The sequence below is a fragment of the Rhodoferax sp. U11-2br genome (assembly GCF_018619435.1).
In the GTDB taxonomy this organism is placed as follows: Bacteria; Pseudomonadota; Gammaproteobacteria; order Burkholderiales; family Burkholderiaceae_C; genus Rhodoferax.
In genome coordinates this window covers 100,353-124,657 of record NZ_JAHFZF010000005.1, presented here as the reverse complement: position 1 = coordinate 124,657, position 24,305 = coordinate 100,353, and the positions used below count along the sequence as shown (strand labels likewise).

Sequence of the window (24,305 nt, the reverse complement as noted above, 5' to 3'; positions counted from 1 at the left end):
GGTCAAGCATTTTCTTGTTATTTGCGGACCCAGACAGCGGGCGCAGCCCCTTCAGGCACAAACAAACAATCACAACCCGGCTCCAAACGGACACAGCCACACAAAGCCATGACGATTTCCAGTTCATCACGCAACAGACGCAGCACGTGCGCCACACCCAAAGCACCGGCATTGGCCAGGCCATAGATGTAGGGGCGACCAATCAACACCGCGTTGGCACCCAGCGCCACGGCTTTGAGCACATCGGTGCCGCGGCGAATGCCACCGTCCACCAGCAAGGGAACATCGGCGCCCAGCACCTGGCGAATGCGCGGCAACACGGCAGCGGTTGTGGGTGCGGTGTCCAGCGTGCGCCCACCGTGGTTGGACACCACCAGGCCCGCCACACCCAGTTGCACCGCCTGGCGTGCATCGTCCGGGTGCATCACACCTTTGAGCAGCACCGGTAATTTGGTTTGAGACAACAGCCACTCGATATCGGCCCAGCTAGTGGCGACTTGTAACAAGCCGCCACACAAAGCACTTTGCCCCGGCACCTGAGTCGAGGCGGGTGCGGGTGGCAACCCCGCCAGATTCACCGCAGACACCCCTGGCGGCAGATGAAAGCCAGCACGCCGCTCGCGGTCACGGGCGCCATTCACCGGGGCATCCACGGTCACCACCAGTGCCTCATACCCTGCCCGTTCGGCGCGCTGCACCAGTTCACGGTTAAAAGCCCGGTCCGGCGTCAGGTACAACTGAAACCACAAGGGGCCACGCTCCGGGTCCCTCACCACCGCCTGGGCCACGGTTTCGAGCCGGATGCTGGCCTGGGTACTCAGCACCAAACCCGCCTGCTGGGCCGAAGCGGCGCAGGCGGTGGCGACTTCACCGTCCGGGTGCGCCATACGCTGGTAGGCCACTGGGGCCAAAAAAATCGGGTGTGCCAGGGTGCGCCCAAGCAAGGCCACCTGGGTATGTGCGCCACTCAGATCACGCAAAACCCTGGGTTGCAGCAGCTGTTGTTGCCACGCGACCACATTGGCTTGCAAGCTCAACTCGTCAGCAGCGCCACCACTGAAATAGGCCCAGGCATTGGCATCGAGTCGGCTGCGCGCCAAAACCTCGTGGTCTGCCAGACTCACCACACCCGCAGGCAACCCTGCCAGCGCAGGCGTTTGTTCGCTCATGTGTCCGCCCAGCCACGCAGCAGGTTGTGATAGACCCCGGTGAGTGCGGTGGTTTCGTCACTTTCACCATGTTGCTGGCGCAGGCGCAGCAGGTTCATGTCCAGCTCAAACAACAGACGGCGTTGTTCATCGCTGCGCACCATGCTCTCGATCCACAAAAAACAAGCCATCCGGTGACCACGTGTGACGGGTTTGACTTGATGCAGGCTGGTGCCCGGATACAGCACCGCGTGCCCTGCAGGCAGCTTCACCGTTTGTTCACCATAGGTGTCGGCAATGGTGAGTTCACCACCGTCGTAGTCGTCCGGGTCGTTCAAGAACACCGTGCAAGACACATCGGTGCGCACCTTCTGACCATTGGACAGCGCCCGGATGGCGTTGTCGATGTGGTTACCGTAGTAGTTGCTCTCACCCCCATAACGGTTAACACGGGGCGTGAACACCCGCTTGGGCAAGGCCGCCGAGAAAAAAGTGCTGCTGCGGTCCAGCCCGCGCAGCACCAACGCCCGGATCTGCTGCGCGGCCTCACAGTCGTGTGGCAACTGCTGGTTGTTTTTGACCAGCGCTGCCTGCTCACCCGCGCTGGCGCGCCCATCCCCCCAGGGCGCGCTGGCCAGCAGCTCGCTCACGTTGCTGACCTCGTCAGGCGTCAGGATATGAGGCAGCGTCAGCAACATGGTCGTCAGAACTTGAAGCTGCCAGTGACCTGGATCAGGCGGCCCGCACCGGGAATGTAATGCCCGGAGTACAGCTGGTCAGCGTACAGCTTGTTGGTGATGTTGCTGACACTGGCCTTGAAAGTGACCTTCTCGTTCATCTTGTACTCAGCCATCACATCGGCAGTGACCCAGCTGGGCACTTCCCAGCCGGGGTTGCGGATCGGTGTCTGACGGCCACGGAAGTTGATGCCAGCCCCGACACGCCATTGGGCGTTGAGCTGGTAGGTGTTCCAGAACGAGCCACTGTGGTAAGGCGTGTTGGAGGGGCGTGTGCCCTGACCTTCCGAGCCCGCCACACCGACGTCAATCTTCGCCACCGGCATCCACATGTACGAGGCATAAATTTCCCACTGCGGCGTGAGCCTGCCCGCCACGTCAATCTCCGCCCCGGCCACATGGCGTTTGCCCGACAGCGTCACCAGATCGACCAGCGGATCGGTGTTGCGCTCATGCAGTTTGGTAGAGCGAAACACCGCAACCCGGGTGGTGAAGCGCTGGTCTTCGGTATCGAGTTTGGCTCCCAACTCGATGTTGACACTCTGCTCGGGCGGGATATTGGCATTGGTCGCCCCCAGAGAGTACGCATCACCGGAGGTGTTGAACGAGGTGGCTGCCGAGAAGTGGTAGGAGTGCAGATCATTGGGCTGGTACAACAACCCCACACGCTTGCTCAGCTCCGACACCTTCATCTGGTAACTGGCTTGCGAAGCCACATTGGAGTTGGACAGGTTGTAACTGGTGTAGTCGCCACTCAGATGGTCAAACCGCAGCCCGGCCAGCACCTTCCAATGTGGCGCAACTTCAACCAAGTCCTGCATGTAGGCACCCCAGCCGCTGGAGGTGTAGTCACTGGTTGTTCGCAGCACCCGAGATGCCTCGTTCACCCAGGCACCATCGTCCGGTGTCCCCACAGTGGTAGAGGGTTTGGTTGGCACCACACCACCCTGCGTGGCCGAGCGGGCACCGTAGACCGCTTTGGTTTCACGCGCCACATCAACCCCGGTCAACAATTCGTGCTGCAAACCCCAGGCCTGGAACTTGGTCTGGTAGTCACTTTGGGCATACAGGGTGTCCATGTCCTGAATCTTCAGCTGGGTGCCACGCGTCAACACGGTGGCATTGCTGAAATTACTCAGGTTGGCATTGGTCACCGTCGGGCAAGCGGCGTTAGGGGTGTAAACACCTGCCTGGTTGGTGCTGCCCTGGCACAAGCGCACCGTACCCGCCCGCTGATCACGGGTGTATTCACCCTTGCGAATCTGGGTTTTGAGCGTGCTGTCAGCATCAAAACGGTGCGTGTGGGTGAAGGTGGCGGTGGAGGCGGTGCCCGCGTTGTAATCACTGGCCATGCCGTAATACGCGGTCGGATCCAATGGCAAGGTGGTGGTTGAACTGGCGGGAGAAGTTGCCGTGGGTTTAATCCACGGCATGCCGTAGTTCATGCCATTGTTGTTGTCCAGGTGGTAAAGGCTGGCAGAGAATTCGTCTTTTTCACCAATGTTCCAGCGGTAGGTGGCTGAAATACCCTTCTTGTCCAAACTGCTGCCAGCACCGTTGTTGTCGGCCTCGGTGACCATGGTGTTGATGCGCAAGGCGGCATCGTCGGCCGTCTGGATGTTGAAGTCACCCACCACACGGCGGTGGTTGTGGCTGCCCACGGTCACATCCACCTGGTTGTCACCAAACAGAGTCGGCGCCTTGTTGACCAAGTTCACTGCGCCACCGGTGGAACCACGGCCAAACAGCATCGAGGCGGAGCCACGCATCACCTCCATACGATCCAGACTGAAGGTGTCACGCTCATAAAAAGCCGGATCACGCATGCCATCCACAAAAATGTCGCCGGTCGAGGCCAGTGAAAAGCCACGCAGCTTGATGTCTTCCTCTCCGCCCTCCGCCGCCTGGAACGAGATGCCTGCTGTCACCTTCAAAGCCTCTTTGACAGTGTCCAGATTGCGCTCATCAATCAGCCGCTCGGTCACCACGGTGACCGACTGGGGAATATCGCGCAGTTGCTGCACACCCTTGCCGATGGTGGTCTGGGTGGCGCGAACCGAGTCACGGCCTTCAGGCGCCTCAGCCTTCTCCTTGACCACCACCGGCTTGAGGGTTTTGTCATGTTCCGTGGTGGCTTCCTGCGCCAGCGCACTCATGGAACCCGCCAACAACATGGCACCAATAGGCAGAAGCTGCGGATTAACTATAGCTTTAGTAGCGTTACACCCTTTTACCATAAGGGCTACAGGCTTTTTTTTAGGGATTTTTGGATGTGGTTGTGTCATAGCGTGTGGTACCTGATGGGGTGTTGGCTGGCTAGGACACAGTCACCACAGGACGGTGACGTGACTTGACTGGCTGGTGAAGGCTGACCGCAGGGGGATGAAGGCAGTCGCCGAAAATTTAGTCTATCACAAATACGAATCGTTCTTATTGTGAAATATCATACGCTGATCAATCACCACAAGGACCCTCATGAAACTTCATTCCCTGTCTCTGGCTGCGGCCCTCGCCCTGGGCTCTTTGACTGCTCCCGGCTTGTTGCCAACTGCGACAGCCCAGACCGCTGCTGCAACTGCCAGCAGCCAAACCAGCGCGACCCACGCCGCCGTGGTGGCGCAATACGCCACACTGGTGCACGCCAACTACCAAGACGTGCATCAGGCAGCCCTGGCACTGCAAACAGCGGTCAACAGCTTTTTGGCGACGCCTTCGAGCACGACGCAAGACGCAGCCAAACAAGCCTGGCTGGCCGCTCGTGAAGCCTACGGCCAGACAGAGGCCTTTCGTTTCTACGGTGGACCGATCGACAGCGACAGTGGCCCGGAAGGCCGCATGAACGCCTGGCCCATGGATGAGTCCTTTGTGGACTCGGTCCAAGGCAAACCCAACGCAGGCCTGATCAACAACAAAAAATTTGCCATCAACCGCAAAAACCTGATCGCCCAGAACGAGCGTGGCGGCGAAGAAAACATTGCCACCGGCTGGCACGCGGTCGAGTTCTTCCTGTGGGGTCAGGACTTGTCCGAAACTGGCCCGGGTGCACGCAGTTTTGAGGATTTTGTGGATGGCAAAGCCCCCAATGCCGAACGCCGCCGCCTGTACCTGAAAACCGTGATGGACCTGCTGGTGGATGACAGCGCCAACCTGGTCAAGGCCTGGGCGCCCGATGTCAAAAACAACTACCGCGCCAAGTTCGAGAAAGGTGGCAAGGAGTCGGTGCGCAAGATGCTGGTTGGTCTGGGTTCGCTGTCGCGCGGTGAACTCGCCGGTGAACGGCTGGAAGTGGCGCTCAACAGCCAGGACCAGGAAGACGAACACTCCTGCTTCTCTGACAACACCCACCGTGACGCTGTCACCAACGCCAAAGGCATCCAGAACGTCTGGCTGGGCAGTTACAAACGGTTGGACGGCACCGTGGTCAGCGGCCCCTCGTTGCGCGACCTGACCGCGCTGACCGACGCGGCACTGGCCGAAAAAACCTCACAACAAATCGCCCAGTCGGTAGCCGCTGCTGAGGCCATCCAGGCGCCCTTTGATCGCGAAATTATGGGCGCCAAAGACGCCCCGGGCCGCCAGCGCATCCAGAAAACCATCGCCAGCCTGACCCAGCAAAGCAAAGACCTGGTGGCTGCCGCCGGTGCGGTGGGCATCAAGAAGCTGACCTTGGTCGAGCCGTGATGCAGGCCCGCCTGCCATCGCAGCCGGAACTTATATAAGAAATTAGCTTCCAGCCCTTATTCCATAAGGGCCTGAAGCTATTGTTTTTAATATTCCTGCACCGACAGTCGGATGGAGTTGTCCAACCCGGCACCCTGCTCTGACGCCTTCAACAACACCCGCGCCAGCTCATGGGCGGGTGTTCAATACCTTCTACTGAAGGCTGAGAATCCACTTGGCCAGTTTGCTGGCATCGGCCGGACTCACCGACGCATTGGCCGGCATGAACGGCAAGCTGGCTTGACCTTCCTTTTGCCACCCCATACCCGCAGGCATCGGTGTGCCTTTGAGAATGTGCTGCGTCAGGGTGGCCTCGGCGTCCTTTTTGCCTTTGTATTTTTTGGCCACCGCCCTGTAGGCCGGCCCCAACACCTTGGTCTCGACCGTGTGGCAGGCCAGGCAACCCTTGGTTTTGGCCAGAGCCTCGTCTGCCTGGGCGGCTCCAGCCAACAGCAGGCCAGCGCCAACCCACAGGAATAAGCTGCTTGTTTTCATTGTGTGTCTCCATGCATGAAAGAAAACGCTCCGTCTGAGCATCGGATAACCATCTTATCTTAAATGCGAATGCTTCTCATATATAATGAAAGGCTTATCTAGCAAGCCAAGCCAGACCAGCTCATCGCTCACAGATTGCCCGACGATGCGCACCAGCAGAGCCAGCCACATCACACACTTTTTAAAGGATGTTTCATGGCGAATTGGCGTACTTCTGGTGATTTTTCACTGACCAAACTCTCCCTGTGCCTGGGGCTTGCTTGGGGCACCGCCGCAAGTTGGGGGCAAACCGCACTGGCCAACGAACCACAGGCACAAACATCTGCCACGCTCAAAGTGGTGGTGGTCAGCGGCAGCCGGGTCGAGCAAGAACTCGATGATGTGCCAGCCACCATCACCACCATCACCGCGCAAGACATCGCCAACCAAAATCCGACCGACCTGGAGGACTTGCTCAAAAACGAGGTGGGTGTCTCGGTGCGAGCCCAGCCGAACCGGGCCTCTGGCGTGTTCTACAACACCGGCCGCGGTGGCAACGAGGGGGTCAACATCCGAGGCCTGGAGGGTGACCAAGTACGCCTGCAGGTGGACGGCGTGAGCTTGCCAGCCACCTACGAAAGTGGGCCTTACGCCGCCGGACGCGGCGATACGCTGGAGTCCGAAGGTTACAAGCGTGTGGAGATCTTGCGCGGTGCATCGAGCACCCAGTTTGGCTCCGACGGGCTGGCCGGGGCGGTGAGTTTCCTGACCAAGGACCCGTCCGACCTGCTGACCCTGGGCAATACGACCCAGTTCAACCTGAAAACCGCTTATGCATCGGCAGACAACTCGGTGCAAGTGGCTCCTAGTTTTGCCTTCAAGGGTGACACCGTTCAAGGCATGGTCCTGACCAGCTTCCGGCGTGGCCACGAAACCGACAACATGGGAACCAACGATGTGGCCAACCTGAACCGCACCACGCCCAACCCGTCCGACACCGAGGTGGATTACCTGCTGTCCAAACTGATCATCAACCCAGGCGGTGGTCACCAGGTCAAGCTGACCATGGAAACGCTGGACCGGCAGAACGACACCAACATCCTGAGCTTTTTTGGTGACCCGTTCACCGTTGCTACCCTGACACAAGTGGATGCGCGGGAAAACATCTCCCGTGATCTGGCCAAGATCGACTACCAGTACAGCCCCACCCGAGCGACCTGGTTTGATGTCCTGCGCACCAGCGTCTATGGCCAGCGCTCCGTCAACCACCAATACGGCTTTGAGGCCCGCTCCACCAATCCCCTGGTGCGCACCCGTGACACCGACTACTCGGAAGACACGGTGGGCGGCAGCATCCAGTTCGAAAGCAGCGCCGGGCGCGACATCACCCACAGAATGGTGTATGGACTGGATGTAGCACAGACCCAGGTGGCCTTGGTCAAAGAGGGCTACAACAGCAGTGGCACCGCGTTTGTCAACAACACCAGTTTCCCGGACACCGACTACAGCACCTTTGGCGCCTTCGTGCAGGACGAGATCAACTTGGGCGCGGTCAGTGTGACCCCCGGTTTGCGCTACGACAGCTTCAAGCTCTCACCCAAAACCAGCGCGCTCTACCAGGTCAACAACCAGACCACACCGTCCGAACTGAGTGACTCCGCGCTTTCACCCAAACTCGGTATGGTGTGGCGACTGGCACCCATGACCAACTTCTTCACCCAGTACGCCCACGGCTTTCGTGCACCCAAAGCCAGCCAGGTCAATGGTGGTGTAACCAACCTGACAGCGACAGATCCCTACACCTCCATCGGCAACCCCAACCTCAAGGCAGAAACCAGTGACACCCTTGAAGTGGGCCTGCGCGGCGGTGATGCCACGCGCCGCTACAGCGTCAGTGCTTTTCGCGGCAAATACAAGGACTTCATCGCCAGCAATGTGCTGATCACGGACAACACCAGGCCTACACCCGACGTGTACCAAAGCATCAACCTCAACAATGTCACCATCCAAGGTGTCGAATTCCGTGGGGACTGGTCCTTTGCCAAAGGCTGGACAGTTTCGGCGGCCTACGCCCATGCCGAAGGTGACTCGATCAACAATGGTGTGAAAAAACCTCTGGACACCATTGACCCGGACAAACTGGTGCTGGGGCTGCGCTACACCCATGGCGCCAGCTGGGGTGTGGAGAGTGTGTTCAAAGCCGTTGATCGCAAAAAACGCAACCCCAACGCCAGCGGTTACACACCCGGCGGTTACTCGGTGATGGATGTCTCTGGTTGGTACGCGTTCAGCAAAGCCACCCGGTTGACAGCAGGCATCAACAACCTGTTTGACCGTAAATACGTCGAATGGGCCGATGTCCGCAGTCTGAGTGCCAGCAGCAATGTGGTGGATGCCTACAGCCAGCCCGGTCGCAACTTCACGGTCAGCCTGACCCATAGCTTTTAAGCTCAGCTGATGTGTTGTTTATCACTTGCCCAGCGCATGGCGCTGCGGCTGCTGGCCTGGTGTTGTTTGCTGTGTTTGCCACTGACATCCTTCGCCGCATCGGTGCTGTTTGTCACCAGCAGCCCGATCACACCCGGCAAGTTTCGGGCTTTGTCGGCAGTGGCAGCGCCTTATGGCATCCAGGTCGAAGCAAGGTTTGTTGAAAAACTCACCAGTGTGGATGCAGGTCTCTGGAAAGGCTTTGACGTGGTGATGTTTGACGCACCGCGCGACCACATCCAGGAGGCCATATCCGCCAAAGTGAAAGACGCACTGCCCGCCCTGGCGCTGGCCAGAACACCGGTGTTGTGGTTACACACCAGCCAGCCGCAATGGCAACACCTACCCGACGACCTGGCCAAACGCCTGCACGCCTATTACGTGAACGGTGGACGTGCCAACAACGCGGGCTTTTTTGCCACCCTGGCCGCCCATCTGGTACACCGACCTTGGCACTACCTGGCCCCACCCCAGGTGTTTGCCGCCACAGCCATCTACCACCCCAAGGCGCCCCAACTGGTGTTTGACAACACCGCAGCCTACCTGCGCTGGAGGGGTGATGTGCGGGGCAAACCAGTGGTGGCGATTGCGTTTCACCAGCAGTCCATCGCCGCAGAACAAACCGGTCTGATCGACGACCTGATCACCCGCATCGAAGCCGCCGGTGCGGTCCCGCTGGCCTTCTACAGCCCGGTGATGGACAACAGCGCCATCACCCAGCTGCTGGTCCCCGAAGGTCAAGCACTGGCCAACGTGCTGATCAGCACCCAGATTTTGCTCAATCCAGAAGGCCGCCGCGCCGAGTTTGACAAGCTGGGCATCCCGGTGATCCAGGCCATGGCTTACCGAAAAGCGGATGCAGACGCGTGGGCGCAAGATCCGGTGGGCATCAGCCTCATGGACGTACCCTTTTACCTGTCGCAGCCTGAATATGCCGGTGTGTTGGATGTGATGGTGGCCGCTGCCACCAACAAAACCAGCGAACAGGTGCAAGCCATCCCCGAACAAACGGCGGCGGTGGTCGGCAAAGCCCTGGCCCTGGCCCGCCTGACCCGTCTGGCCAATGCCGACAAAAAGGTGGCGATCATGTTCTGGAACTATCCCCCGGGCGAGAAGAACCTGGGCGCCTCTTTCATGAACCTGCCCACCAGCCTGGAAGCCACCCTGGCGGCCATGCAGGCAGCAGGTTACCGCACCGAGACACCCGATGCGACCACGCTGACGCGCCAGATGCAGCGCCTGCTCAAACCCTTTTACCGTCCCGGCACTGTGACCGAAGAAATGGACGCGCTGGTACGCGACGGCCTGGCTGAACTGATGCCGCTGGCTACCTACAAAACCTGGCTGGCCAGCCTGCCCGACGCGCAGCGCGAGGCCTGGGTCACGGCGGTGGGCCACCCCGACAAGTCGGTGTTTCTGGTGCAGCGGAATGGCAAAACCTACTTTGCGATTCCACGCCTGAAACTCGGCAACATCAGCATCCTGCCGCAACCACCCCGTGGCGAGCCGGTGAGTGATGGGGTGTACGCCAAAAACAAGGCCATCTACCACTCCAGCAGCGCGGCACCGCCGCACTCCTACATGGCGGGCTATTTGTGGATGCGTGAGCAGTTCAAGGCCGATGCCTTGGTCCACTACGGCACCCATGGTACCCAAGAGTGGTTACCCGGCAAGGAGCGCGGCCTGTCGGTGGACGACTACCCCTTGCTGGCGATTGGCAATGTGCCAGTGATCTACCCCTACATCGTGGACAACATTGGCGAGGCGGTGCAGACCAAACGGCGTGGCCGCGCAGTCAACATCAGCTACCAGACCCCGCCGTTTGCCCCGGCCGGGCTGCACTCGGTGTTGACCCAGTTGCACGACGATTTACACGCCTGGCTGGCCCAGGACGAAGGTGTGGTCAAAGAGCAGTTGCGCGCCCAGCTGATGGCGACCGTGGTCAAGGAACGCATTGACCTGGACATGGGCTGGGGCCAGACGCGCATGGCGCAGGAATTTCCCGCCTTTGTCAACGCCCTGCACGACCATTTGCACGAGCTGGCCCAAACCGCACAACCCTTGGGTTTGCATACCTTTGGCAAAGGTGCGGGCGAACATGGCCAACTGGCCACCGTGTTGATGATGCTGGGGGCACCGTTCTGGGAAGCCACTGCCATGCATCTGAACGGCACAACACAAGACGCGGACGAGGCCATCGTGGCTGACTTCAGCAAAATAGCACAGACCGCGCCCTACCAACTGTTGCGCCGCCACCTGGTGGAAGGCGCAGCCGTGGACACCCTGCCGCCCAAACTCCAAGCCATGGTGGCCCAAGGCCAACGCTGGTTTACCGACCTGCAGGCGGAAGGTGAAACCCGGGGCCTGCTGGCGGCGCTGGACGGTCGCCACATCGCCACCTCTTACGGCGGCGACCCAATCAAAAACCCCGATAGCCTGCCCACCGGGCGCAACCTCTACGGCTTTGACCCGTCTCGCGTGCCAACCCAGGCCGCCTGGAAGGCGGGCCAGGAAGCACTGGACAAACTGGTGGCGGCGCACAAATCAAAAACCGGTGTGACACCCTCCAAATTCACCTTCTCCCTCTGGTCGGTCGAAACCATGCGCCACCAGGGGCTGCTCGAAGCACAGGCCCTCTGGGCGCTGGGTGTCGAGCCGGTCTGGGATGCGGGCGGACGGGTGGTGGACGTCAAGCTGGTGCCACGCCAGACCCTGGGTCGACCGCGCATCGACGTGGTGTTGTCCGCCACCGGCCTGTACCGCGACCACTTTCCCAACGTGTTGAAACAGCTGGCGCGAGCGGCGCAACTGGCCGCACAGGCCACCAACGAGGCCGACAACGCGGTGGCCAACAACACCCGCACGGTGGCCGGGCAACTGGCAGCGCAGGGCTGGCGCACCGAGGCCGCCCAGAAAGCTGCCGAAACCCGGATTTTCGCCAGCGCCTCCGGCAACTACGGCTCCGGCCTGGACGATGCGGCACTTGCAACCGACACCTGGAAAACCCAGGCCGAAGGTGACCGCAAAATGGCCGAGCTGTACCTGCGCAAAATGCAGTTTGCCTATGGCCCGGATGAGGCCGATTGGGGCAAAAGTGGTTCCGATCTGGCCAGTGCCGCCGGGGCCGATGGCAGCACAGCTGTCAACCTGTACGCCACCCAGCTCAAAGGCACCCAGGCGGCGGTGCTGGCACGCAGCTCCAACCTATACGGCATGCTCACCACCGACGACCCGTTCCAGTACCTGGGGGGCATTGCCGCCGCTGTGCGTTACATCGACGGCAAAGCGCCTGAGCTGTTGATCTCGAACCTGCGTGGTGCGGGCTCCGGCAAGGCAGAAGATGCCGCCAGCTTTTTGGCCAAGGAGCTGGCCACCCGCAACTTCCACCCCGGCCATATCCAGGCGCTGATGCAAGAGGGTTATGCCGGCACCACCCAGATGCTCGACAGCCTCAACAACTTCACCGGTTGGACCACCGTGGCGCGCGAGATCGTGCGTGATGACCAGTGGCAGGAATTTGCCGACGTGTATGTGCGCGACAAACACCAACTGGGCATCACACAGTGGATGGAGCGCAACAACCCACATGCCCTGGCACAGATGATGGAACGTATGCTGGAGATGGCACGCCAGGGCTACTGGCAGGCCGACAGCGCCACCGTGGACGAGTTGAAGGCACGCTACAAGGACCTGGCGCAGCGCTTTGACGTGCGCACCGACAACCGGAGCCTGCAGGAGTTTGTGGGCCTGCCAGGTTACGGACTGAGCCAATCTCAAGTGCCCCAGGAGGCCTTGATGAGCCCCGCGACCCCTCGCGCTGTGGACCGACCCGTCGCTGCGCCAGCTGCGGCCCCCGCTCCCCAACCGGCACCTGCGCCTGTGCCGCCCCAGATCACCGGTTTGAAACTGGAGCCGGTTCAGCCGGAGGCTCCAAATGCCTTGGAGCCCTTGTTATTACTCGCACTATCGCTATTATTTTTGGCACCGCTGGCCGGTGCCTGGCAACAATGGAGAACACCATGAGACCCTGGTTACCCCTGCTCACTTTGAGCCTGATACTGACGGCCTGTGCCAGCCCGCCCCCCGAAGCTAACCCAAGCCATGTGTTGACGGACCGCATCTGGGATGTGCGGGCGGGCCAGTTCATCAGTCCCCAACAAGCCTACCAACGCGCGGGCGCCACCCGTTATGTCTTGCTCGGTGAAAAACACGACAGCGCCATCCACCATGCGCGCCAGTTGCAGGTGCTGCAAGCGCTGGCAGACCAGGGGCGACAACCCGCCCTGGCGCTGGAGCAATTCGATGTCCAACACCAGAGTGCCCTGAGCGCAGCGCAAAACACCGGCACCACCGATGCCGAAGCCCTGGCCGACGCGGGTCGGCTCAATCGCGAGGGCTGGCGCTGGCCGATGTACAAGGCACTCATCAACCACGCCGCACAACAGCACTGGCCATTGCTGGCGGCCAACCTGTCGCGCGCTGACGCACGCAACATCGCCCTGGGCAAAGTGGCACCCGAGTTGCCGGTGTTGTCTGCAACCCAGATGGCCCACCTGGAAGACGACGTGGTTGAAGGCCACTGTGGGCATCGCCCCAACCCCCAACTGCTGGCCCGCATCGTGGCAGCCCAACGGGCACGTGACCTGCAGATGGCCCAGGTGCTGGACAGCGTGCCCGGCCCGGTGGTGTTGGTGGCTGGCGCGGGCCATGTGCGCAGCGACCGCGCTGTGCCCCAGTACCTTGCCGAACCCAGCCGGGCTCTGAGCATCACTTTTGTAGAGGTGGTTGACGGCCAGCTCAGCGCCAGTGACTACGACAGCGCGGGGTTTGACCTGCTGTGGTTCACCGCCGCCACACCCCGGCCAGATGCCTGCGCCAAACCCCTGACCGGCCTGGTGGCCCCAGCCGCCGCGCCAGCCCAGCCCCCAGAATCCAAATGAAAGAAAGCACCATGATTGAACTGTTGATGTACCAAATTGGCCAGCTGTTTTTGCTGCCTGTCTTGGGGCTGGTGGCCCTGCTGTTTGTCTACGCGCTCTACGCGCTGGGCGCCTTTGTGGTGCAGGCCCTGCAGCGGCGCCAGCCCGAGCAGGGTCGAGGTTTCCCGCTGCTGCGCCACGCCGAGAAGTTCCCGCAAGCCAGCGAAGATGAGCTGGACTTATTTGCCCACAAACTGCTGGAGCCCGAGCGCCTGGCCAGCCGCATTGCGCCGATGCTGGGCCTGGTGGGCACCATGATCCCGATGGGGCCTGCCCTCAAATCCCTGTCCGATGGCAACCTGGCGCAGGTGTCAGGCAGCCTCACGGTGGCTTTTTCGGCGGTGATTCTGGCGCTGATTGCGGCCAGCATCACCTACTGGGTGTCCAACGTGCGCCGCCGCTGGCTGGCTGAAGAAATGGTGATCCTGCAGCAAAGGGCCAAGCCATGAGCCTGAAGCTGCTGCACGAACCCGAGAACGATGACCCGATCCTGTCGGTGGTCAACATCATCGACATCTTTCTGGTGATCATCGCCGCCTTGTTGATCACCGTGGCGCAAAACCCGATGCTCAACAACTTCAGCCAGCGTGACGTGACCGTGATCACCGATGCAGGCAAACCGACCATGGAGATGATGGTGAAAAAGGGCGAAAAGATCGAGCGCTACAAAGCCAGCGGCCAGATCGGCCAGGGTGAAGGCGCCAAAGCCGGCACCGCCTACCGCATGAAAGACGGCGGCATCGTCTACGTGCCGGAGTAAGCCTCGAGTTGACAAGCGGCTGGGCGGCGGTGCCTGGTCTTGCTGACCAACCTGGCATCGCCTTCAATGAGAACGGTTCTTGTTTGTATACTGTGGTCAAGCCACTTCTTGCCCGTTGTGGCTGGCAAACCGTTTTGTCACCCTCATCGACCCGCCCGCATGAAACCTCACTGCCTGTATTGGTGCCCCACCGTCACACCAGACGTGTGGTCGGGCGCCGTGCGGGTCTGCCAGAGTTACAAGCCAAAAGTGCCTCTAGCCCTTATTTAAATAGGGCTAGCAGCTATTTATTTTGAAATACACCAAGCCCAGTCTCATGCACCTTTCTTTGACCTCAGCTACTGCTCCAGCCACGCGCTGGCCGTTCACCACCGAGGCCCAGCCTCTGCTACTCACGGCGACGCTTGGGCTGATGCTGGCTGCCCCCCTGCACGCGGCCGACACGAGCCCCCCCCCCGGAGAACTCACAGGCGGCGCCACCACCGTGTGGGTGGATGGCAAAAACGCGTTTTCTCTGCCCGCAGCCAACCTGAGCGACGAGGAACGCACCCGTTTTGCGATTGGCAACTCGTTTTTCAAGCGCAACTGGGTCGAGGCGCCCGCCTCCACCAAGGTGCGTGATGGTCTGGGGCCGCATTTCATCGCGCGCTCCTGCGGCGGCTGCCACGCGCTCGATGGCCGGGGCCGCCCACCCGAGGTCAAAGGTGGTCGTCATGAGCAGCCGGTGGGGCTGTTGATGCGCCTGTCGGTGCCCGGTGTGGCCGACCCCCACGAAGGGGTGTTGCCCGAGCCGACCTATGGCGGCCAGTTCAACAATGCCGCCGTGCAAGGTGTGCGCCCCGAGGGTGAGGTCACGTTGCGCACCACCCCCGTGCGTGGCCGTTTTGCCGACGGCAGCCGCTACACCCTGCAGCAACCGGTGTATGGCTTCAGGCAGCTGGCCTATGGCCCGATGTCACCCAAGGTGTTGGTCAGCCCGCGTGTGGCGCCGCAGCTGATGGGCATTGGCCTGCTGGAGGCGATTACCGAGGCCGACATCCTGCAAAACGCCGCCGACCAGGCGGCCAGCCCCGGCCCCATCAAAGGCCAGGTCAACCGGGTGTGGGACGCGGTGGCGCAAAAAGAGATGATCGGGCGTTTTGGCTGGAAGGCCAATGTGGCCAGCATCGCCCACCAGTCGGCGGGTGCCTTCCGCGGCGACATCGGCATCACCTCGGTCTGGGCACCCGGTGAGGGCTGCACACCGGTTCAGAAAGATTGTTTGCAAGCGACCAGTGGCGGCCACGGCGGCGCTTTTGAGATCGACCAGCCCACGCTCGAGGACGTGGTGTTTTACCAGGCGGTGCTGGCCCCGGTGGCACGGCGCCAGATCAAGGACCCGCAGGTGCGCCAGGGCCAGGCCCTGTTTGAGCAGGCCGGTTGCGCCAGTTGCCACCGCCCAAGTTACACCACCCACCAGGGGCCCAACCCCAGCATGAGCAGCCCGACCCTCAACGGCCAGACCATCTGGCCCTACACCGACCTGCTGTTGCACGACATGGGCCCGGGCCTGGCCGATGGCCGGCCCGACTTTGCCGCCAGTGGCAGCCAGTGGAAAACCCCGGCGCTGTGGGGCATCGGCCTGATCCAGGCGGTCAACGGCCACACCCGGCTGTTGCACGATGGCCGGGCCAATGGGGTGCTCGAAGCGGTGTTGTGGCATGGCGGCGAGGCGCAGGCGGCACAACAGCAGGTCCTGCAGATGAGCCGCGCCCAACGTGCGGCGCTGGTGAAGTTTGTGGAATCGCTCTAAATGCTCTTTATTTCAGAGCTATATCCCCTTATTGAAAAAGGGCCGGAGGCCAATTTGATGCATCAAACCACACCCCATCAAGGTCTGCCCTTGACACCAGGCAACGGGCCTGCGCGCAGGCTGGCGCTGGCACTCGGCAGCGCCCTGCTGACCGTGGCCAGCCACGCAGCCACACCATCGGCAACCCTGGTACTGATGCCCATGTATTCCCCCGCCGAGGTGATGCAGGGCCTGTACAGCCAACATTTACCACCGCTGTCTCAGCGTTTTGCCTCCGAGGCCGAGGCCCTGGTGGCTGCCACCCAGCAGTATTGCCAGAGCTTGCCCACACCTGGGACTCCGTTGCGTGCCCGGCAAGCCGCCTGGACCAGCTTGCACACCCAATGGCAACACACCATGCTGGCCTGGGAAACCCTGTCCACCCCTGCGGTCGGGCCGATGTTGACCCGCCGCTCACAACGCCAGATCGACTTCTGGCCAACCCGCCCAGAGCTGCTTACCAAAGCGCTCGCCAAAGCGCCGCAGACCCTGGCCGACATGGAAACCGTGGGCACCCTCGCCAAAGGTTTGCCCGCCATGGAGCTGCTGATGACACAGTGGCGGCCAGTGGCAGCAGGCCAACGCAGCGGGTCGATCACCCCTTCTGAGGCCAGCTGCCGCTACCTGGGCCTGCTGGCGCAGGGCGTGCAGGTCGAGGCCACGGAGCTGGGAACGGAACTGGCCACCTGGGCAGCCAAAGACTGGGAGCAGACCCCGGACGACACTGCCATCGCGATGGCCGAGTGGGTCAACCAGTGGCTGGGCGGGCTGGAGCGCCTGCGCTGGGCCCATCTGGAGAAACCCCTCAAAACCGCACAAACCCTGGGTGAGACACGCAAAAACAGCAGCCCGCAATTCGCCCGCATGGGGCGCGAGACCAATCTGGCAGGCTGGCGCGCCCAATGGCACAGCCTGCTGACCCAAGGACGGCTGAGCGAGGCACAACGGACCCAACCACCCACACCAGGCCAGGCGCTGGTGCCGATTGAGGCACTGCTGCTGGGCCAGGGCCAGATCGCGCTGGCCCAACGCTGGGCCCAGGCGCTGGATGCGGTCAGCACCCGCATCGACCAGTTGCCCGCACAGGCCAGCTCGCGTGCAGCCGAGCAGCGCGAACTGCTGGCACTGACCGCTGCACTCAAAACCGTCACCGTCTTGTTCCAGAACGAGGTGGCCAGTGCCCTCGACATTGCGCTGGGTTTCTCCGATGCCGATGGGGATTGAGCCGCCCATCCAGGCGCTGACACGCCGCGCAGCGTTGCAAAGCCTTGGCCTGAGCGCCCTGACACTGCTGCCGCTGGGGTCAGCACTTGGCGCCACGGCCAGCCACACAGCACACAAGCGCCCCAGCGGGCAGCGTTTTGCCGCCTGCTGGGACAACTCACAGAGCCAGCATTTCGCCGGTTGGCTGCAGCTCGATGCCAGCGGCCAACTGACAACGCTGCACCAGCTGGAACTGCCCACACGGGGCCACGGCCTGGCCCTGCTGCCCGACGGCAGCCTGCTGGTCGCCGCACGTCGCCCGGGCGATTGGCTGATCCGACTGACGCCTGGCCAACCCGCCCAGTGGTTGTGGCAAGCCAGTGACCGGGTATTCAGCGGCCATGTGCTGGTGAGTGCGGACGGCTTGCGCATCTACACCACCGAAATCGACACCAACAACGGCCAGGGCCTGCTGGGGGTGCGTGACGCCCGCAGCCTGCAGCTGCAGACCGAATACAAGACTTTTGGGCTGGATCCCCATGCTGTACTTGGGCTACCAGCTACCCAATCAATAGCAAAAAAACATCCTTTGGCTGGCATGTTGTTTGTCGCCAATGGTGGCATCGACACCAGCGTCGAAACCGGGCGTGTCAAACGCCAACTGCAGCAGATGGACCCCAGCATTTGCTGCCTGCACCCCGACACCGGTGAGCGACTGGGCCAGTGGCGTTTGCCCGACCCGCGCCTGAGCCTGCGCCACCTGGCCTGGGCCCTGCCCGACCCCAGCCAGGCCAGCAGCACACCCACCCTGGGCATTGCCTTGCAGGCCGAACATGACGACCCGGCCCTCAAAGCCGCCGCACCGCTGCTGGCCCGGCTGAGCTGGGCCGATCAAGCCGACGGCGCCTTGTCTTTGGCCACAGGCCAACCGGCCCTCGCGGGTTATGGCGGGGACGTCACCGTGGCCAGGCGGGGACCCCAGGCGCAGTTTCTGGTCAGCGCCACCCGGGGCCAGGTGGTGGCTCGCTATGCATTGGATGGTCAGTATCTGGGCAGCACCCCGCTGGCCGAGGCCGGCGCCCTGGCGGTAGACGCCAATTCGGTCTGGGTTGGTGGGCGTGCGGGTGTGATGCGTGTGGCCACCAGCGCAGAGGTCAATCAGGCCAACACCACCCTGCCCGGCCAGTTGCACCCCTGGGCCAACGGCCGGGTCGACAACCACTGGCTCCACGTCTGAGCGCTCAAACAGCAGCTTTGAGCAGGGTGCCCGGCACGTGCCCCAAACCACCTTGAGCCGGGTCAATAGTTGTGGCTTGTTTGATCTTTGTCACAAACAATGCGAATCATTCCTATTAATATGCCAGTCATTCCACCAGCCCGTGAAAGCACCATGTTCACTTCCAGCGCCCTGCCAGGCAACGATGCCGCCCTGTTCCAAGCCGCGTCCAACGGGCCAACTGCGGCAGCTGTGGGCCAGGCGACGCACGCCAGCAGCAGCCGCGCCCAAGCCACCTTCCCATTGAGCATGGCCACACCGGGCCAGTTGCTGCGGGTGGCGGCCTTGCGTGGCAGCGGCATGGACCGGCGCATGACCGAGATCGGACTCAACGTAGGTGCAGAAATCCGTGTGGTGCAGCAACAAGGTGGCGGTTTGGTGGTGCAGCGTGGTGAGAGCAGGTATGCCCTGGGTGCGGGATTGGCGCACCGGGTGCTGGTGGCTGCCGTCTGAACCCGTGGCGATTTTTCATTTTTAGGAGCAGAAACAATGACAAGCTTGAGCGACCTGCAGGTCGGTGATACCGCCCGGATATTGGGTTATGGCGAGGGCGGCGCCAGCTACCGCCGCAAACTGCTGTCGATGGGCATCACCCCCGGCGTGTCGATCAGCCTGACCCGCCTGGCCCCCTTGGGCGACCCGGTGGAGATCCGGCTGCGCGGCTTTGCCCTGTCATTGCGCAAAGACGAGGCCAAGGCCTTGCTGGTGGAGAAACTGGCATGACGCAATTTACTTTGGCCCTGGTGGGCAACCCCAATTGCGGCAAAACCACCCTGTTCAATGCCTTGACCGGCTCACGCCAGCATGTAGGCAACTGGCCCGGTGTCACCGTTGAAAAAAAGAGCGGTTCCTACAAACTTGGCAGCACCGAGGTGGAGGTGATTGACCTGCCTGGCACCTATTCACTTGATGTGGTGGACGGTGAGGTGTCGCTCGACGAACGGGTCGCCCGCGACTTTGTGCACAATGGCGAAGCCAACCTGGTGGTCAACATCGTTGATGCAGCCAACCTGGAGCGCAACCTCTACCTCACCACCCAGCTGATCGAGATGGGTGTGCCGCTGCTGCTGGTGCTCAACATGACCGACATGGCCGCCGCCAAAGGCATGCAGGTCAACGTGGCCAAACTGGCTGAACAGCTCGGCTGCCCGGTGCTGCCGGTGGTGGCCAGCAAAGGCAGCGGCATCGCCGAGCTCAAGACGGCCATCAGCCAGGCGGCACAACAACAGCCACGCGCCAGCGCCCAGGTGGTGTATTCAGACGCCCTGCAAACGGCAGTGACGACCCTGGCGCACCAGATCCGTGCCCTGCCTGGCAAACTGCCTGCCCGCGCTGAGTGGTTGGCGGTGCAACTGCTCAGTGGCGACGATCTGGCGCAAAAAACTGCTGGACCGGAGATCACGGCGCAGGCCCGCGAGTTTGCGGCAATGCTGGGTGACGACCTGGACATCCTGGTGGCCGACGCACGTTATGGCCTGGCCAACCGGGTGGCGCAAACAGTGGTTAAGACCACCAGCAAACTCACGCGTGATGCCTCTGAACGGATTGACCGAGTGGTCTTGCACCGGGCACTGGGCATCCCGATTTTCCTGGTGCTGATGTACCTGATGTTCCTGTTCACAATCAACATCGGCGGCGCTTTTATTGACTTTTTTGACGAAGCCGCCAAGGTGGTGCTGGTGGACGGCACCACCGAGCTGATGACCCACCTGGGTTCACCAGAATGGCTGATCGTGCTGATCGCCAACGGCATCGGTGGTGGTATCCAGACGGTAGCCACCTTCATCCCGGTGATCGGCTTTTTGTACCTGTTCCTGTCGGTGCTGGAAGACTCGGGCTACATGGCGCGCGCCGCTTTTGTGATGGACCGTTTCATGCGCTGGGTCGGCCTGCCGGGCAAATCCTTTGTGCCGTTGATTGTGGGTTTTGGCTGCAATGTGCCAGCCGTGATGGCCACCCGCACGCTCGAGAACCGGCGTGACCGCTTGCTGACGATTGCCATGGCACCGTTCATGTCCTGCGGCGCACGCTTGCCGGTCTACGTGTTGTTTGCGGCGGCGTTTTTCCCGAGCAACGCGCAAAACGTGGTGTTTGGCCTATACCTGATTGGTATCGCAGTGGCCGTGTTGACTGGCTTGATCCTGAAAAACTCATTGCTGCAGGGTGATGTGGCACCGTTCATCATGGAATTGCCACCCTACCACCTGCCCACACTCAAAGGCATCCTGCACCACACCTGGGACCGGCTCAAGGCCTTCATCGTCAAGGCCGGGCGCATTGTGGTGCCGATGGTGCTGGTACTCAACTTCCTCAACGCGGTGGGCACCGATGGCAGCTTTGGCAACGAAGACAGCGACAAATCGGCCCTGGCCGAAGTCGGGCGCACCATTGCCCCGGCATTCGCACCGCTGGGTCTGAACGCCGACAACTGGCCCGCGGCCGTGGGCATCTTCACCGGCGTACTCGCCAAGGAAGCGGTGGTGGGTACGCTCAACGCCGCCTACAGCGCCCTGGCGGAGAGTGACGCCAAAGCGGCTGGGGACGAGCCTGAAGAGGCCGAACCCTATGACATGCTGGGTGGTCTGGCAGACGCCTGGGCCACCGTGCCCACCAATCTGAGCGACGCGCTGGGCAAATGGGCTGACCCGCTGGGGCTGGACATTGGTGATGTCAGCGATCAGGCCGCTGTAGCCGAGGAGCAAGAGGTCTCTGTGGCCACCTTTGGTGCCATGGCCGCGCGTTTTGACGGTGCTGCCGGTGCGTTTGCTTACCTGTTGTTCATTTTGCTGTATTTCCCCTGCACTGCAGCGATTGCGGTGGTGTACCAGGAAAGTGGCACCCGCTGGACCCTGTTTGTGGCCGCCTGGACAACCGGCATGGCCTATGGTCTGTCCACCATCGCCTACCAGGCTGCCATCTACGAGCGCCACCCGGGTGTCTCGCTGGCCTGGATCAGCGGTGTATTGGTGGTGTTTGCGGTGGTGCTGGCGGTGATGCGTTACCTGGGGCGTGAACCTGCCAGACCCGGACCAACGGCAAGCCTGACCCGCACGGCCTGAACCAACGGAGACAAGACCATGATCATTTCACGCCTGACTGCCTATTTGCAGCAACACCGGCGCGCCAGTCTGCACGACATGGCGCTCGGGCTGGACACCGATGCAGAGGCCCTGCGCAACATGCTGAGCATGCTCGAACGCAAGGGCAGGGTCAGCCGTCTGCCCAGTGGCACCCCCTGCAGCGGTGGCTGCGGCAAATGCCAGCCTGGCACCGTGGAGATCTATGAGTGGACAGGCTCGGCCCCAGCCGATCTGTCCACGCCAAACCGGCTGGCAACCCCGAGCACCCCGATACAGACCTGCGCCAGCCACGGCTGACCTGCACCACGATGGTGTCAGACACACCATCCTCAGGTCCACCCTCTTGGTCTGCTGCGGGATGTTCCCGCCCCCTTGCAGCCTCCCAACATGCGATTGGGTGCATTGCGCACCAAGCTTCCCACCAAGCACTGAAGTGCTGAGCGATGTCTCACGCAGAGATCGCTCAGTGACTGCGCTCACCCTCTTTTACAGCATCGGCGAGTTCAGCCTCAAATAGCGCCAAAGTTTCAATAGCGCTCAAGATAGAGCTTGCGTTTTAAATAAGAATAGTTATCATTAAATAAGCAAAGAAGCCACAGTTCCCAGACCTTTTTCTTGAGAGGACTCACGATGTCAAGCTTGCCACTGCGCCCATCAGCGCCATCAGATCGCACCTCATTGACAAGCTTGAGAACTTGGCCTGTGCCCTTGCCTCCAGGCGGTTTGACAGACAGCCAGGGTGAGATCAGCCTGGCGTTCAGGCGTTGCCACATGGCTTGGCTCACAGCGCACCATGGCCCTGCCGGCCACAGAACGTCTGGCGCCGAGGAATGCCTGGCCAACCTGGTTAACCAGCACCTGCAACTGGCCGATTTGCTCAGCACCGAAGGTGACTTGAACCGGGTCGCAGAAACACTGGCCGACATCCACCAGAAACTGCTGTTGTTCATTGCCGGTGCAACAACAGACCGAGCCTGGTCACAGGCGGCGCTCTGGCACGCCCGCATTACCCACAGAGCATTACTTCTTCATTTGTCAGAGCACGGCTGGCATCCTGCCATTGAACGCGCTTTACGTGCAGGCTGTCTCAGCATCCAATTGCCGGCAGCTGCACGTTGGCACTGAGGTACTTATTCCTCCAGCAGGCTGCGTAACATCCAGGCGGTTTTCTCGTGGATGTCGATGCGTTGCGTCAACACATCGGCCGTGGGCTGGTCGTTGGCAGCATCCACCACCGGGAAGAGCTTGCGGGCGGTACGTGCTGTGGCTTCTTGCGCCGCCACCAGATGGCGGATCATGTCGGTGGCCTTGGGCACACCGTCCACCTCCTTGATTGACGCCAGCTTGACGTATTCCTTGTAGGTACCGGGTGCCGGGAAGCCCAGGGCGCGGATGCGCTCGGCAATGATGTCGAGAGCGTTCCACTGCTCGGTGTACTGCCCCATGAACATCATGTGCAGGCTGTTGAACTGTGGCCCGGTCACGTTCCAGTGAAAGTTGTGGGTCATCAGGTACAGGGTGTAACTGTCGGCCAGCAGGGCTGACAAACCTTTGGCAATGGCCTCACGTTGTTTGGCATCGATACCGATGTCCATATTGGGCAAACTCAGTTTTTTCTTGCTCATCATCTTTCTCCTATAAAAATCAACCCAGGGCGGTATCGAGCACCATCATCAGGGCAAAACCGATCATCAAACCGATGGTAGCTGGTGTCTGGTGGCCATTGCGATGGGTTTGCGGGATCACTTCGTGGGACACCACAAACAGCATCGCCCCCGCTGCCAGACCCAGCCCGATCGGGTAGGCCAACGCAAACCCGCTTGACAACCCCACCCCCAGCAACGCCCCCAGCGGCTCCAGCAGCCCACTGGCTGCCGCCACCAAGACCGCCAACCGCGGTGTCAAGCCCGCGCTGCGCAAGGCCAAGGCCACCGCCAGTCCTTCCGGGATGTCCTGCAAAGCAATCGCGGTGGTCAAAGGCAAACCCACACTCATATTGCCTTGTGAAAAACTCACCCCAATGGCCATGCCTTCGGGCAGGTTGTGCAAGGCAATGGCAAACACAAACAGCCAGACCCGGTCATATCGCTCAGGAACCGGGCCGCTGCGCCCGGTTTGTTCATGTTCATGGGGTGTGAACTCGTCAAGCCCCAGCATCAGCAACACCCCCAGCGCCATACCCAACACCACCACCGCAGCACCCAGCGGTTTGTTACCCAGGATGTCCGCACCCGCTTCCAGGCCGGGCAACAACAGCGAAAAAGCACTGGCCGCCAGCATCATGCCTGCGGCAAAACCCAGCAGGCTGTCTTCAAGCTTCTGCGGCACACTGCGTAAACCCAAGGCGGGCAAGGCGCCCAGTGCTGTGGCAGCCAAGCCGGCCGCACCGCCCAGCATGGCGTAACGCAGGCCCGCGCCAAGCTCAACGGTCGCGAGTTGCAACAGGCTTTGTACCAGCAACACCAGCACACCAAACAACGCTAAGCCCAGGCCCAAAGCCGCAACACGGTGAGCACGGACATGGGCCCACAAACTCAGTCGCCAATCGGAAGAGCTCGGGGCGGATGGTGTCAAAACGGCAGTTTGTTCAGGCATAAGAAGTTCCGGCGC

At 61.5% G+C, this 24,305-nt stretch carries 21 protein-coding genes; 14 read left to right on the top strand and 7 right to left on the bottom strand.

The genetic code is table 11. From position 1 onward, the window contains the following. Window positions 1-17: 17 nt before the first annotated feature. Genes KKO72_RS05145 through KKO72_RS05135 form a run of 3 tightly spaced genes read right to left on the bottom strand, consistent with a single transcriptional unit; the run spans window position 18 to window position 4,059 of the window. The gene (locus KKO72_RS05145; RefSeq protein WP_214936087.1) at window positions 18-1,169 is read right to left on the bottom strand and encodes an alpha-hydroxy acid oxidase; all 1,152 of its coding nucleotides are present in this window, start codon (window positions 1,167-1,169) and stop codon (window positions 18-20) included. Continuing rightward, window positions 1,166-1,846: a Fe2+-dependent dioxygenase gene (locus KKO72_RS05140; protein WP_214936085.1), complete on the bottom strand. Its 681-nt coding sequence runs from the start codon at window positions 1,844-1,846 to the stop codon at window positions 1,166-1,168. Before KKO72_RS05140 ends, KKO72_RS05145 begins: the two co-directional genes overlap by 4 nt. Window positions 1,847-1,851: 5 nt before the next feature. Then, on the bottom strand, window positions 1,852-4,059 hold the full coding sequence (locus tag KKO72_RS05135; protein WP_251140458.1) for a TonB-dependent siderophore receptor: 2,208 nt from the start codon (window positions 4,057-4,059) through the stop codon (window positions 1,852-1,854). Window positions 4,060-4,360: 301 nt separating this feature from the next. Between KKO72_RS05135 and KKO72_RS05130 the strand changes: the two genes are divergently transcribed. Beyond that, a complete protein-coding gene (locus tag KKO72_RS05130) occupies window positions 4,361-5,566 on the top strand; it encodes an imelysin family protein (protein WP_214936081.1) in 1,206 nt (401 codons plus the stop codon). A gap of 192 nt (window positions 5,567-5,758) precedes the next feature. On the opposite strand, the gene KKO72_RS05125 is transcribed toward KKO72_RS05130, so the two are convergent. Beyond that, window positions 5,759-6,100, bottom strand: a complete 342-nt coding sequence (locus KKO72_RS05125) for a c-type cytochrome (RefSeq protein ID WP_214936079.1) — start codon at window positions 6,098-6,100, stop codon at window positions 5,759-5,761. A gap of 195 nt (window positions 6,101-6,295) precedes the next feature. Between KKO72_RS05125 and KKO72_RS05120 the strand changes: the two genes are divergently transcribed. The 12 genes from KKO72_RS05120 to KKO72_RS05065 all read left to right on the top strand — a co-directional run bounded on the left by KKO72_RS05120 (window position 6,296) and on the right by KKO72_RS05065 (window position 21,992). Further along, window positions 6,296-8,527 (top strand): TonB-dependent hemoglobin/transferrin/lactoferrin family receptor, encoded by a 2,232-nt coding sequence (locus KKO72_RS05120; RefSeq protein WP_214936077.1) that lies wholly within the window; start codon window positions 6,296-6,298, stop codon window positions 8,525-8,527. Window positions 8,528-8,536: 9 nt separating this feature from the next. After that, window positions 8,537-12,589 carry a cobaltochelatase subunit CobN gene (gene cobN, locus KKO72_RS05115; RefSeq protein ID WP_251140457.1) on the top strand — a complete coding sequence of 1,351 codons (4,053 nt, stop codon included), beginning with the start codon at window positions 8,537-8,539 and terminating at the stop codon, window positions 12,587-12,589. Next, a complete protein-coding gene (locus KKO72_RS05110) occupies window positions 12,586-13,506 on the top strand; it encodes a ChaN family lipoprotein (protein WP_214936075.1) in 921 nt (306 codons plus the stop codon). The genes cobN and KKO72_RS05110 overlap by 4 nt, the downstream gene beginning before the upstream one ends. 11 nt (window positions 13,507-13,517) lie before the next feature. Next, a complete protein-coding gene (locus tag KKO72_RS05105; RefSeq protein ID WP_251140456.1) occupies window positions 13,518-13,994 on the top strand; it encodes a MotA/TolQ/ExbB proton channel family protein in 477 nt (158 codons plus the stop codon). A 2-nt stretch (window positions 13,995-13,996) separates the two neighbouring features. After that, window positions 13,997-14,305 (top strand): DUF2149 domain-containing protein, encoded by a 309-nt coding sequence (locus KKO72_RS05100; protein WP_214936240.1) that lies wholly within the window; start codon window positions 13,997-13,999, stop codon window positions 14,303-14,305. A gap of 412 nt (window positions 14,306-14,717) precedes the next feature. After that, on the top strand, window positions 14,718-16,097 hold the full coding sequence (locus tag KKO72_RS05095) for a di-heme oxidoredictase family protein (RefSeq protein WP_214936238.1): 1,380 nt from the start codon (window positions 14,718-14,720) through the stop codon (window positions 16,095-16,097). A 57-nt stretch (window positions 16,098-16,154) separates the two neighbouring features. After that, the gene (locus KKO72_RS05090) at window positions 16,155-17,360 is read left to right on the top strand and encodes an imelysin family protein (RefSeq protein ID WP_214936073.1); all 1,206 of its coding nucleotides are present in this window, start codon (window positions 16,155-16,157) and stop codon (window positions 17,358-17,360) included. After that, complete coding sequence (locus KKO72_RS05085; protein WP_214936071.1) at window positions 17,314-18,576, top strand: DUF1513 domain-containing protein; 1,263 nt, start codon at window positions 17,314-17,316, stop codon at window positions 18,574-18,576. Before KKO72_RS05090 ends, KKO72_RS05085 begins: the two co-directional genes overlap by 47 nt. Before the next feature lie 153 nt (window positions 18,577-18,729). Continuing rightward, the gene (locus KKO72_RS05080) at window positions 18,730-19,068 is read left to right on the top strand and encodes a FeoA family protein (RefSeq protein ID WP_214936069.1); all 339 of its coding nucleotides are present in this window, start codon (window positions 18,730-18,732) and stop codon (window positions 19,066-19,068) included. 36 nt (window positions 19,069-19,104) lie between these two features. Then, window positions 19,105-19,338, top strand: a complete 234-nt coding sequence (locus KKO72_RS05075; RefSeq protein WP_078366134.1) for a FeoA family protein — start codon at window positions 19,105-19,107, stop codon at window positions 19,336-19,338. Then, entirely contained in the window at window positions 19,335-21,674 is a 2,340-nt protein-coding gene (feoB, locus tag KKO72_RS05070) for a Fe(2+) transporter permease subunit FeoB (RefSeq protein WP_214936067.1), read from the top strand. The genes KKO72_RS05075 and feoB overlap by 4 nt, the downstream gene beginning before the upstream one ends. Before the next feature lie 18 nt (window positions 21,675-21,692). Then, on the top strand, window positions 21,693-21,992 hold the full coding sequence (locus KKO72_RS05065) for a FeoC-like transcriptional regulator (protein ID WP_214936065.1): 300 nt from the start codon (window positions 21,693-21,695) through the stop codon (window positions 21,990-21,992). Between the two features lie 230 nt (window positions 21,993-22,222). On the opposite strand, the gene KKO72_RS05060 is transcribed toward KKO72_RS05065, so the two are convergent. Then, entirely contained in the window at window positions 22,223-22,468 is a 246-nt protein-coding gene (locus KKO72_RS05060) for a hypothetical protein (protein ID WP_214936063.1), read from the bottom strand. Here KKO72_RS05060 and KKO72_RS05055 point away from each other — a divergent pair. Next, window positions 22,467-22,820: a hypothetical protein gene (locus KKO72_RS05055; RefSeq protein ID WP_214936061.1), complete on the top strand. Its 354-nt coding sequence runs from the start codon at window positions 22,467-22,469 to the stop codon at window positions 22,818-22,820. The genes KKO72_RS05060 and KKO72_RS05055 overlap by 2 nt on opposite strands. A gap of 5 nt (window positions 22,821-22,825) precedes the next feature. Here KKO72_RS05055 and KKO72_RS05050 read toward each other — a convergent pair whose 3' ends face one another. Further along, on the bottom strand, window positions 22,826-23,320 hold the full coding sequence (locus KKO72_RS05050) for a Dps family protein (RefSeq protein ID WP_214936059.1): 495 nt from the start codon (window positions 23,318-23,320) through the stop codon (window positions 22,826-22,828). Window positions 23,321-23,339: 19 nt separating this feature from the next. Beyond that, window positions 23,340-24,290: a ZIP family metal transporter gene (locus KKO72_RS05045; RefSeq protein WP_214936057.1), complete on the bottom strand. Its 951-nt coding sequence runs from the start codon at window positions 24,288-24,290 to the stop codon at window positions 23,340-23,342. Window positions 24,291-24,305: the final 15 nt, after the last annotated feature.